Genomic DNA, 11322 nt, shown 5'->3' with positions numbered 1-11322 from the left:
GAAACACCTTACACCTTTCCCGCCATCCGTGCACATCCGGTTTTGTAACCATACGCACGAAGGCCGGCACTGGTGTCGGCTTTCGTTTTTCCGCATTTTCTTACGCGTTTGCGCGCACTAGCACGCGCACACTGCTGATAGCAGGCGCGTCAAAGCGTGCGCGCGACCAGCTCCTTCATGATCTCGTTGGAGCCGCCGAAGATCTTGCTCACGCGTGCATTCGCATACATACGCGCGATCGGGTATTCAAGCATGTAGCCGTAGCCGCCGTGCAACTGGAGGCACTCGTCGATGACCTGGCAGTTCTGCTGCGTGCACCACCACTTGGCCATGGCGGCCGTGGCAGCGTCGAGCTTGCCGTCCATCAGGCGCAGCATGCAATCGTCGACGAAGGTCGCGGCAATGGTGGCGACCGTCTTGCACTCCGCCAGCTTGAAGCGCGTGTTCTGCAGATCGGCCAGCGGCTGGCCAAACACCTTGCGCTCGCGCACGTATTCGGTGGTCAGCTCGATGGCGCGCTGCATGGTCGCCACGGCCCCGAGCGCAATGATCATGCGCTCTTGCGGCAGCTGCTGCATAAGCTGGTAGAAACCCTGACCTTCCTGCGTGCCCAGCAGGTTGTCGCACGGCACCAGCACGTCGTCGAAGAAGAGCTCGGCGGTGTCTTGCCCTTTCTGCCCGATCTTCTCGAGAATGCGGCCACGACGGAAACCCGGCAGGTCGCGCGTCTCCACCATGACCAGCGACACGCCGCGCGAACCGGCTTCCGGATCGGTCTTGGCCACCACGCAGACCAGGTCGGCGTGATACCCGTTCGTGATGAAGGTCTTTGCACCGTTTATGCGATAGCAGTCTCCGTTTTCGGTCTGTTCGCGCACCGCGCGGGTGCGTATCGCTTTGAGGTCGGAACCGGCGCCAGGTTCCGACATGGCAATGGCCGCCACCATTTCGCCGCTGGCCATTTGCGGCAGCCATTTCTTCTTCTGCGCTTCCGTGCCGTAGTTGAGCAGGTAATGTGCCACGATGCCGCTGTGCACATTATTGCCAAGGCTGGTGCAGACGGCGCGCGACATTTCCTGGGTGATGACGGCCTCGTGGGCAAAGGTGCCGCCACCGCCGCCGTATTCCTCGGGGATGCTGGCGCACAGCAGCCCGATCTGGCCGGCGCGGCGCCAGACCTCGCGGTCGATATAGCCCTGGTCGGCCCAGCGGGCCTCGTTGGGCGCCAGTTCGCGCTCGATGAAGCGGCGCACGGTTTCCTGGAACATCCCCAGGTCTTCGGTCATCCAGGGGGTCTGGCGTACGGCGGGCGCCGTGTGCTGGTCGTGGGATCCCATATGGTGTGCTGGTATCAGGGTAAACGAGAAAATGAACAGGCGACCGGTACTGTCCGGCCAGCACCCGCCTGTATACGTAAACGACAGACTGGCGAGGCAGCCGGATGCTGCGGGGCAGCATGACCGGCGCCGCCGCTCAGTCCGGCCAGCGGTAGCGCAGCGGCTGCTTGGCCATGAAGCGGTCGGCAGCCTCGCGGCGATAGGCAGTGGAGAAGGCAATGCCCTGCCCGTCCGCTTCCATCGCCAGCATGGTGTGCAGGTCCTGGTTCAGCGAGGCGTTCAACGCCTGCTTGGTCAGGCCCACCGCCACCGGCGAGGCCTCGGTGAAGGCCTGCGCCAGCGTCCGCGCACGTTCCTGCAGGCTGTCCGCCGGCACGATTTCCATGACGATGCCAAGGTCTTGCGCGGCCTGGGCGTTCAGCTCGCGCATCGAGAACATCAGCGCCTTGGCCCGCTGCAGGCCGATCATCCGCGGCAGCGTGTAGAACACGCCACAGTCGGGGACCAGCCCCATGCGCAGGAACGGGAGCCCGAAGCGCGCGCGCGGCGTGGCCAGGATGATGTCGGCCGTCAGCGCCAGGCTGAAGCCCGCGCCATAGGCCGCGCCGTCCACCGCGGCGATGACCGGCACGTCGAGCTGGATCAGGTCTTCCAGCCAGCCGTGCACCTTGTGCAGGCGCTTGCGGCCCTGCTCGGCATTGATCTCGACCTGCATCGAGCTGATGTCGCCGCCCGACGAGAAATCGGTGCCGGCGGCGGTCAGGATCAGCGCGCGCACGCTGTCGTCGGCGCGTACCCGGCGAATCACTTCGCCGATCTCGTCGCGCATCGGCAAGGACAGCGCGTTCTTGCGCGCCGGCGAGTCCAGCGTCAGCGTGGCGATGCCGTCCTCGACGGCGAAGCGGATGGTTTCCATCGGTAGGCTCCGGGAGGCGGGTTTCAGTCGAGCTGGATATTGGCGTCGCGCACGATCCTGGCCCACTTGGGTGTGTCGCCGGCGACCACGGCCGCCAGTTCCTGCGGCGTGGACCCGACCGGCTGCAGGCCCATGCCGGCCAGCTTCTGCGTCACTTCGGGCAGGCGCACGATGCGCGCGGTCTCTGCCGCCAGCTTCGCCGTCACATCCTTGGGCGCATTGGCCGGCAGGAACAGCCCGTACCAGCCGTTGGGCTCGAACCCCGGCAGGCCCAGTTCAGTGAAGGTCGCCACATTGGGCAGCGCCTTGTAGCGCTGGGTGCCGGTGATGCCGAGGATCTTGAACTTGTTGCTGCCCAGGTAGGCGTTGGCCGAGGTCACGTCGACAAAGGCGCTGTCCACCTGGCCGCCGAGCAGGTCGCTCATCAGCGGCGCCGCACCCTTGTAAGGGATATGCGCGAGCTCGATGCCTGCCTGCTGCTTGAGCAGCTCGCCGTGCAGGTGCGACGAGGTGCCGTTGCCGTAGGAGCCATAGCTGAGCTTGCCCGCCTTGGCCAGCGCCAGGAACTCGCGCATATTGCTGGCGGGCACGCGGTTGGGCACCACGAACAGGTCGGACGACTTGGCGATCTGCGAGACCGGCGTGAAGTCCCTGGCCACGTCGTATGGCGTGCGCTTGTACAGGGCCGGCGCCTGGATCAGGGCCGTGATCGCCAGCAGGATGGTGTAGCCGTCGGCCGGCGCCTTGGCGACGGTGTCGTTGCCCAGCATGCCGCTGGCGCCGGGCTTGTTTTCGACCACCACCGGCTGGCCCAGGCTTTCGGCCAGGCGCTGGCCGATCAGGCGGCCCACGGTGTCGGTGCCGCCGCCGGCCGGGTACGGCACGATCATGCGGATCGGCTTGCTCGGATACGATTGCTGCGCGAAGGCGCTGCCCGCGCCGCCGAGGATGGCCGCGCCGGCCAGGGTGCCGGCCTGTGCCAGCCAGTTGCGTCTGCTTTGCTGCATGCTGTCTCTCTCTTTGCTGAATTCGCCGCTGGTGTCAGGCGCTCGGGTGGTCCGCCTGCATCTCGCGCTCCTGCAGGGCGCGCCACAGGATCTTGCCGGTGGCCGACTTTGGCAACGCATCGACCACGTCGACGATGCGCGGCACCTTGTACGCGGCCATATGCTCACGGCACCAGGCCATGATGCGTTCGGGGTCGGCGTCGGCCGTGCCGCGTGCTTCCGGGCGCAGCGCCACCACGGCCTTGACGGTCTCGCCGCGGCGCTGGTCGCGGGCGGCGATCACGCAGGCTTCGTGGATGGCCGGGTGCCCGTACAGCAGGTTCTCCACCTCGGCCGGCCAGACCTTGTAGCCGGACGCGTTGATCATGCGCTTGAGGCGGTCGCGCATGAAGAAGTAGCCTTGCTCGTCCATGAAGCCGAGGTCGCCGGTGCGCAGGAAGCGCTTGCCGCCAAGCTCGATGAAGGTGGCCGCGTTGGCTTCCGGGTTGTTCCAGTAGCCCAGCATCACCTGGCCGCCGTGGACCACGATCTCGCCGGTCTCGCCGCAAGGCAGTTCCTGCAGCGTCTCGGGATCGACCACGCGTGCGTCCACGCCGAAGGTGGCGATGCCCAGGCATTCGCGCTTGGGCTGGTTGCGCGGGTTGGACAGGATGAAGGCCGCGGTCTCGGTCATGCCGTAGGCCTCGACGTAGGGCAGGCCGAAGCGTTCCTGCAGCATATTCGCCACCGCTTCGGGCATGGCCGCGCCGCCGCCGCCGACGTAGGCCAGGCTCGACAGGTCGCGCGCGTCGATTCCCGGCTGCGAGAAGAAGTCCACCATCATCGCCGGCGGCGCGCCCCAGACCGAGACGCGGTAGCGCTCGAGCAGGTCCGCGGCCAGCGCGCGGTCCCAGCGCGGCATCAGCACCACGGTGGCGCCCAGGTAGAGCGGCGAGTTCATGCAGTTCTGCATGCCCAGCAGGTGGAACATCGGCGCCACGGCCAGCACCACGGATTCGGGCGTGGCGCCGCGCCAGATCACCGCACCGGCCGCCGCGGTCATCAGCGTGCCGTGGCTATGCATGCAGCCCTTGGGATGGCCGGTGGTGCCGGAGGTATAGGCCAGCATGCACAGCGTGTCGTAGCCGGCCTGGTGCGGCAGCGGCCGGTGCCCGGCGGCGCTGGCCGCGTCCCAGGCCACCGGCATGGCGCCGGAGGGCGCGGCCTGCGGCGCGGGCGGCGCTTCGCGCAGCCAGGCCGGCACCGCCAGGCCGCCGTCGTCGCGCAGCATGCCGGCGTAGTCGTGCAGGATCACATGGCGCAGCGCCGGGCCGTGCAGCGGTGCCACGCGCTGGTACAGCTCGCTGCCGGCAAAGGCGGCGACCGCGCCGCTGTCCTGGACCACGTGGGCAAGTTCGGCCTCCAGCCACATCGGGTTGGCCGGGACCACCACGCCTTCGGCGCGCAGGATCGCGTAGTAGGCAATGATGAACTGCGGGCAGTTCTGGCTGAACAGCAGCACCCGGTCGCCCGGCTCGATGCCGCAGGCCTGCTGCAGGTAGCCGGCCATCCGTTCGATCTCGTCCTGCAGCTGGCCGTAGGAAATCGCGGTGCCGAAATACTGGATCGCGGTCTTGTCCGGATAGCGGTGCGCCGCCGCCTCGACGTTATAAAACAGGCTGGTGCGAGGCGTTTGCAGCGTGGCCGGCAGGCCGGGCGGCCAGGCGGGGGAGCGGAACGGCTCGCGGGTACTTGTAGCAGGCTTCATATGCAGCAATCGATGCAGGTCAAACGGGAATGACTTAATCCAGGCGGATGTTCCTGGTGCGGATCACCTTGCCCCAGCGGACATAGTCGGCCTGGATGGTCTGGGCAAACGCGTCCGGCGTGCTGCCGGTCAGGATCACGCCAAGCTCGTTCATGCGCTTGCGCACGTCGGGCTGGGCCAGCACGCGGTTGACGTCCGCCGAGAACTTCTCAACGATCGGCCGCGGCGTGGCGGCCGGCAGCAGCAGCCCGAACCAGCCCATCGCATCCATGCCTTCAATGCCGGCTTCGCGGAAAGTCGGCACATCCGGCAGTTGCGGCGCGCGCGCGGGGCCAGTCACCGCGAGGGCGCGCAGGCGGCCGGTGGCGACGTGGGGCTTGGCGCCCATCACCGAGATCACCGCCGCCGGCACCTGGCCGCCCAGCAGGTCGTTCAGCTCCGGAGCCTCGCCCTTGTATGAGACATGGAGCATGTCGATCTTGGCGGCCTCGTTGAAGACCTCGCCGTACAGGTGGCCGCTCGAGCCGGCCCCGAACGAGCCGTAGGAGAACTGCTTCGGCTTGGCGCGAACCTGCGCGATGAAGTGTTTCAGGTTGGTGGCAGGCACCGCATTGCTGTTGACGGCGAACACCAGGTTGGTCGTGCCGAGCTCGGACACCGCGGCGAAATCCTTCACCGGGTCATAGGGCGCCCGGGCATACAGGCTTGGCGCCTGCACCAGCGGCGTGATCGTCAGCAGCGCGGTGTAGCCGTCGGCCTCGGCACGGGCGACCACCTCGGCGCCGAGCATGCCGCTCGCACCCGGGCGGTTTTCCACCACCACCGGGCGCTTCCAGGCCTTGCCCAGCCCTTCGGCAATGGCGCGGGCCAGCACATCGGTGGCGCCACCTGCCGGGAAGGGCACGACCATGCGCACGGTGCGCGCCGGGAATTCGCTCTGCGCGAGCGCGGCGCCCGCCCCCAGCATCCCGGCGGCAACGCCGCTCCACGCCAGCAATCCGGCCCCAAAGCGCCACAGCGCACTACGACGATCTGCCTGCATGTGTTGTTGTCTCCATTGTTTTTCCTGAGGCGGGGAACGGGTGGTTGCCCCGTTTCTGGTCCCGTCCGGGCCGGTGCGCCGGCCTTGTATCGGTATCAGCCGGAGAGTGCGCGATGCTGCGGTGCGTGGACAATGACCAGACAAGCCAAAATGATTGGCCGAATCGCTCAGATGGAAGGCAGCCTTTGGCAAATCCCGATTGTGCGGTGCGGCCGCGGCTTGCTAAGGTGCCGGGACGATGTGGCGAAACGTCCTGGAACGCCCGCGGAGCCAGCCGTTCCGCGGTGCCGGCGCCGACGCGCCACCGTGATGAGGAGACCCATGCATACCGCTGTCCTGTCATCGCCGCGCCCGCCCGTGCCAGGCAAGCTGCACCTCGCCGGCAGCGCACTGCCGCCGGCGCCCGGGCACGGCCGTGTCCCGGGCCGCACCGAGGCCCCGGCCGGCACGGCGCCGCAGGCCTCGGCGCGCCACACCATTGCGATCCAGCATGTGGATCACATCCTGCTGGGCCCGCGCCGGCTGGGCCACGACATTGCCGCGCTGCTGCGCCGGGCCGGGATTTCGCCGGCGCTGCTGGCCTCGCCCAATGCGCGCGTCACCCAGGGCCAGTACGCGGCGCTGATCCGCACGCTGCGCCGCGTCATGCGCGATGAACTATGGGGGCTGCTGGACCGGCCCGTGACCCCGGGCGTGTTTGCGCAGGCGTGCCGCAACCTGATCCATTGCGCCACGCTGGAAGACGCCATCCGAGCCGGCTTGCGGCTGTACCGGCTCCATATCGACGCCTTCGCGCCACGCCTGCATGTCAGCGCCGACGGCAAGGCCGCCTCCGTGGTGCTGCATCCGCGTGCGCCGGCCTCGGCCTGCCGCAGCTTTGCCGAATCGACTTTCGTGTTCCATGCCTACGCGCTGCTCAGCTGGCTGGTGGCCGGCCATATCCCGCTGGCGCGGGTCGACCTGAGCGCGGCGCCGTCGCAGGGCGGCCCCGAGACCGAGCGCGTCTTCAAGGCCGCCGTGCATTACGGCCAGCCTGTCTCCGTGCTGCATTTCGATGGCGCCAGCCTGCGCCTGCCGGTGATGCAGGACGCCGCCAGCCTGCGCGAGTTCCTGCGCGAGACGCCGCGCAACCTGCTGATCCGCTACCGCGACAACAGCTGCCTGGCCGAGCGCATCCGGCAGCACTTGCGCTCCCACCTGGATGACGAACTGCCGTCGCTGGAGCAGATGGCGCAGATGCTGCGGCTCACGCCCCAGACCCTGCGCCGCCGGCTGCGCGACGAGGGCAGCGGCTACCAGAGCATCAAGGACAGCCTGCGCCGCGACGTGGCCATCGGCATGATGGAGCGCCCCGGCATGACGCTGCAGGACGTGGCGCTGCGGCTTGGCTTCTCAGAACCGAGCACGTTCCACCGGGCCTTCAAGAAATGGACGGGCGTGGCGCCGGGAGAGTATCGGATGCGGGGATTGCGGGGAAAGGCTTTGCCGCGCTGATGCGGGCCGGGTCAGGATCTCCAGTGGCCGGCGGCTGAAGCATGGCTGCCGGCTTGCCCGGCACCGTCCCCCCGCTACCTCTGTGCCACCGGCGGCGCTGCCCGCTGCCCTACCTGCACCATCCCCGTCTGGGGCGGCGGCACCTGCAGGGTCGCCAATAGCAAGCCCATGCCGGCAAGGATGCGGTACTGGCTGGCCAGTTCGTTGTACTTGCCGGTCACGTAGGCCGTGCTGGCGCTGAAGTACTCGTTCTCGGCATTCAGCAGGTCAAGCAGGCTGCGCTGCCCAATCCGGAATTGCTTGCCGTAGCTGACGCGCGTGGCATCGCTGGCCTCCACGTATTGCTTGAGGCTCACCAGACGGTCCTTCGCCGTCAGGTGGGCGTTATAGGCCTGCGATACGGCCTCCTGCACCTGTCTGCGCAGACGGTCCAGATTCTGCTCTGCTTCCTGGACCTGGTAGCCGGCCTCGTTGATGCGCGCCTTGTCGGCGTTGCCGCGAAACAGGTTGTAGCGCACGCGCAGCATCACGCTGCGCTCGTCGGTGGTGCCGAGCACGCGGTCGCGGTCGCGCGCCACGCCGACCTCGAGATCCAGCCTTGGCCACAACGCGGCCTTGGCCAGCGAACGCCCGGCCTGGGCTTCGGCGATATCGGCCTGCCCGGCACCCAGCGCGGGGTGATTGGCGTTTGCCACCTGCTGCGCCTCCCGTTCGGTGGCAGGCAGCAGCGTCGACAGCGAGTCCGGCCTGGACAAGACCTCCGGCGGCGCGCCGACCACGCGTAAATAGGCTGTCATGGCGTCCTGCAAGCTGCCCTGCTCCGCCCGCAGGCTGGCCTTGGCCAGCGCCAGGCGGCTTTCGACCTGATAGAGATCGGCGCGGCGCAGCACCCCGTTGTCGGCGCCAAGCCGGATCTGGTCATAGATGTGCTGGTGCGCTTCCAGATTGGCCAGGCCGATGGCCACGGTTTCCTGACGCCGCAGGACCTCCACATAAACGCCGACCGTGCGCAGCGCGATGTCTTCGGCAGTCGCGCCGACCCGATAGGCCGCGCCGTCGATCCGTGCGCCCTGGCGCTCCACATCGCTGCTGGTGGCAAAGCCGTCGAACAGCATCTGCGAGATCGTCACGCCGGCGGCGTGGCTGGCATAGGAAGAGTCGGACAGGCCCATCAGCCGGGTGCTGTGGCTGTCCAGGCGTACGCGACCGGTGGCGGCATTGACATCGACCCGCGGCAGGTAACCGGCGCGCGCCTGCGTCAGCCCCTCGTCCGCGGCCAGCCGGCGGCTGCCCGCCGCCAGCACTTCGGGATTGGTATGCACGGCTTGCTCGACTGCCTGGCGCAGCACCTGGGCTGCCGCGTGATGCGGCACCACCATGGCGGCCCATAGCAGTACATGTGCCAGCCGGCACCATGTCGTTGTCATGCTTCCCCCGCTCGGGCGCACCCGCTGCCGCGCATCGCGCTGGCCGGCGCCTGCGCGATACGGGAAGCGGTGCGCTACCCGTTTATTATGGTTTTCAACTGCGCCGGATTCCGGCTTTACTGCCGCCCTGCATTTCCCTCTCTGAATCCGCCACCGATCGCCCGCCTCAGGCGGTGTGGAGATTGCCGTTGCTCAGCAGCGTGTTGAGATCGAGCCCGACCACGCCCTGCAGCACCGCCACGTCCTGGAATGCAGCCGCCGTGCCACTGCCGTCACGATCCAGGCTGACCACGGTGTTGCCACCCACCTCCGAAAGGCGGACGAACTGCGCCGCATTGGCAGGGTTCACGCCAACACCGGAAAGCAGATCGGAAAGATCCAGCACATCGCCACCGGAAGCCACGGGAGCCGCACCGAAGTCGGTGATGGTGTCGACCGAAGCGGGGTCCGCGCGCAGAAAGCGAAAGGTGTCGCTGCCATTGCCGCCGGTCAGTGTGTCGGCGCCGGCGCCGCCGGTCAATACGTCGTTGCCGGCGCCTCCGACCAACACGTCGTTGCCCGCGCCGCCACGCAGCACGTCGTTGCCGGCAGAGCCGGTGAGGTTGTCGTTGAAGGCGGAGCCGATGACGCCTTCCATGTTGCTGTAGCTGTCGGCACCGAGGCCAGTCACGCCCGGGCCTGCCGTGGTGGGGCTGCCGCTCTGCGTCAGCGTGAACACAACCCCGCCGGTGGCATCGGAGAAATCAAGCAGGTCGATGCCGTCGCCGCCGTTGATGGTGTCATCGCCCGCGCCACCGCGAATGACGTCGTTGGCGGAGCTGCCGGTCAGCGTGTCGACAAACGCCGAGCCGATCACGCCCTCCATGTTCGCGTAGCTGTCGGTACCTAGTCCGGGCGTCGCGCCCACAAGCACCTTGACGAGGGTGCTACTTTGGATCAACGTGAAGGAGACCGCGCCGGTGGCATCGGAGAAATCCAGCATATCTATGCCCACCCCCCCGTCGATGGTGTCGTTGTCGGCGCCACCTCTCAAGACGTCGTCGCCGATCCCGCCGTTGAGGGTGTCGTTGTCGGCGCCCCCTCTCAAGACGTCGTCGCCGTTCCCGCCGTTGAGGATGTCGGTACCACGTCCGCCAATGAAGATGTCACCCGCAACGGCACCAGTCATGCTGTCGGGATTGCTGCCACCCTCCAGATAGGAAGCCTGGTAGCTGGCCTGATCAAGCGAAAAGCCGTTTTTGTCCACGACATTGACGGTCACCGTCGCCGTGCTGCTGCCACCTGCCCCGTCTTCGACGGTATAGCTGAAGGTTGCCACCCCCTTGCTGTTGGGACTGTCGAACGCGACGAAGCTGTAATTGCTTTCGGTGACAAGCCTCAGGCCGGAAAGCGTGCTTGAGGTCAGACTGAGCGGGTTTATGGACAAGGCCCGCCCGTCGATATCGACGTCGTTGCCGAGCAGCGCGCTCACCGGAATCAGGATGTTGTCGGTGTTAGTCGAAACATAGACAACGTCCTCGGCTGCCACCGGCGCGTCATTGACGGGATTGACCGTAATCGCCACCGTATCGGTATCGACCAAAGCGCCATCGCTGGTCTGGATCTGCACCGACGCGGCGCCCGCATAATCCTTCTCGCCAAGGAAGCTCATTCCATTCAGCGCAGCATTGATTGCCGCATCGCTGCCCGTGAATGTCATGGTGCTGTCCGCGGTGCCGTCGCCCGACAGGAACTGCAGCCCGGCAACGCCATTCAGCGTGATCGCGCCGTGGCTTGCGCTCAGCGTCACGGTGTGGCTCGCGTTGTCCACGTCAGAGATGCTGAGTGCATTGCCGTTGGCCGTACGGAACACCAATGGCGTATCTTCGTTGACCACCTGCGCAAGGGGAACGGCATTCACCGCAGCATCGTTGGCACCTGTGATGTTGACGGTGATCGCCTGGGTGGCACTGAGATCGGCCGACTGTACGGACAGCGAGTCGGTCACATGCTGGCCCGCGGCGAGGGACTGCGCCTTGCTGTTGTCCAGCGTGTAGGTCCAGGCGCCGGTGCCGCTATCGAAGGTGAAGGCGCCGTATTGGCCGACCAGGCTCGCTGGCGGCACGGCGGCAAAGTGCGCATCGCCGGTATCGACATCGTTGACCGTCAACGTGCCGCGGGCGGAGGGGTCGCCGGGAATGGCATTTCCTGCCCCGCCGGCTTCGGTCACTGAGGTGTCCTCGCTGGCTGAAGCCGTGATCGTAGCGTAGTCGTTTGCGCCGGTGATGTTGACGGTGATGGTCTGCTGCGCCGTGTGGTCGGCCGAAGCCACCGTCAGCGAATCACTGACCTGCTGGCCCGCGATCAGCGCAT

At 67.2% G+C, this 11322-nt stretch carries 8 protein-coding genes; 1 reads left to right on the top strand and 7 read right to left on the bottom strand.

What is annotated here, in order from left to right; genetic code table 11:
* Window positions 1-149: 149 nt before the first annotated feature.
* The 5 genes from AC3WQZ_RS10830 to AC3WQZ_RS10810 form a co-directional block, all read right to left on the bottom strand.
* Complete coding sequence (locus AC3WQZ_RS10830; protein WP_037024190.1) at window positions 150-1337, bottom strand: acyl-CoA dehydrogenase family protein; 1188 nt, start codon at window positions 1335-1337, stop codon at window positions 150-152.
* 136 nt (window positions 1338-1473) lie between these two features.
* Window positions 1474-2253: an enoyl-CoA hydratase/isomerase family protein gene (locus AC3WQZ_RS10825; protein ID WP_010811720.1), complete on the bottom strand. Its 780-nt coding sequence runs from the start codon at window positions 2251-2253 to the stop codon at window positions 1474-1476.
* Between the two features lie 23 nt (window positions 2254-2276).
* The gene (locus AC3WQZ_RS10820; protein ID WP_011616760.1) at window positions 2277-3260 is read right to left on the bottom strand and encodes a Bug family tripartite tricarboxylate transporter substrate binding protein; all 984 of its coding nucleotides are present in this window, start codon (window positions 3258-3260) and stop codon (window positions 2277-2279) included.
* A gap of 34 nt (window positions 3261-3294) precedes the next feature.
* Window positions 3295-5007 (bottom strand): long-chain fatty acid--CoA ligase, encoded by a 1713-nt coding sequence (locus tag AC3WQZ_RS10815; protein WP_492300534.1) that lies wholly within the window; start codon window positions 5005-5007, stop codon window positions 3295-3297.
* Window positions 5008-5041: 34 nt separating this feature from the next.
* The gene (locus AC3WQZ_RS10810; RefSeq protein WP_492300532.1) at window positions 5042-6049 is read right to left on the bottom strand and encodes a tripartite tricarboxylate transporter substrate binding protein; all 1008 of its coding nucleotides are present in this window, start codon (window positions 6047-6049) and stop codon (window positions 5042-5044) included.
* Window positions 6050-6370: 321 nt separating this feature from the next.
* On the opposite strand from AC3WQZ_RS10810, the gene AC3WQZ_RS10805 reads away from it, so the two are divergent.
* Window positions 6371-7543 (top strand): AraC family transcriptional regulator, encoded by a 1173-nt coding sequence (locus AC3WQZ_RS10805; RefSeq protein ID WP_492300531.1) that lies wholly within the window; start codon window positions 6371-6373, stop codon window positions 7541-7543.
* Between the two features lie 74 nt (window positions 7544-7617).
* Here AC3WQZ_RS10805 and AC3WQZ_RS10800 read toward each other — a convergent pair whose 3' ends face one another.
* Together AC3WQZ_RS10800 and AC3WQZ_RS10795 are read right to left on the bottom strand one after the other, a co-directional pair.
* The gene (locus tag AC3WQZ_RS10800; RefSeq protein ID WP_492300530.1) at window positions 7618-8970 is read right to left on the bottom strand and encodes a TolC family outer membrane protein; all 1353 of its coding nucleotides are present in this window, start codon (window positions 8968-8970) and stop codon (window positions 7618-7620) included.
* A gap of 166 nt (window positions 8971-9136) precedes the next feature.
* Window positions 9137-11322 (bottom strand): VCBS domain-containing protein (locus AC3WQZ_RS10795; protein ID WP_492300529.1); only part of this gene is annotated, 2186 nt, incomplete at its 5' end.

Source organism: Cupriavidus sp. FW305-26 (assembly GCF_058787975.1).
Note: the sequence above shows the minus strand (reverse complement) of the source record. Positions and strands in the feature narration are given on the sequence as shown.

Excerpts from the sequence above, each read along its gene's own strand:
- AC3WQZ_RS10815 (WP_492300534.1), bottom strand. The coding sequence starts at position 5,007 with ATGAAGCCTGCTACAAGTACCCGCGAGCCGTTCCGCTCCCCCGCCTGG.
- AC3WQZ_RS10820 (WP_011616760.1), bottom strand. The coding sequence starts at position 3,260 with ATGCAGCAAAGCAGACGCAACTGGCTGGCACAGGCCGGCACCCTGGCC.
- AC3WQZ_RS10830 (WP_037024190.1), bottom strand. The coding sequence starts at position 1,337 with ATGGGATCCCACGACCAGCACACGGCGCCCGCCGTACGCCAGACCCCC.
- AC3WQZ_RS10805 (WP_492300531.1), top strand. The coding sequence starts at position 6,371 with ATGCATACCGCTGTCCTGTCATCGCCGCGCCCGCCCGTGCCAGGCAAG.
- AC3WQZ_RS10800 (WP_492300530.1), bottom strand. The coding sequence starts at position 8,970 with ATGACAACGACATGGTGCCGGCTGGCACATGTACTGCTATGGGCCGCC.
- AC3WQZ_RS10810 (WP_492300532.1), bottom strand. The coding sequence starts at position 6,049 with ATGCAGGCAGATCGTCGTAGTGCGCTGTGGCGCTTTGGGGCCGGATTG.
- AC3WQZ_RS10825 (WP_010811720.1), bottom strand. The coding sequence starts at position 2,253 with ATGGAAACCATCCGCTTCGCCGTCGAGGACGGCATCGCCACGCTGACG.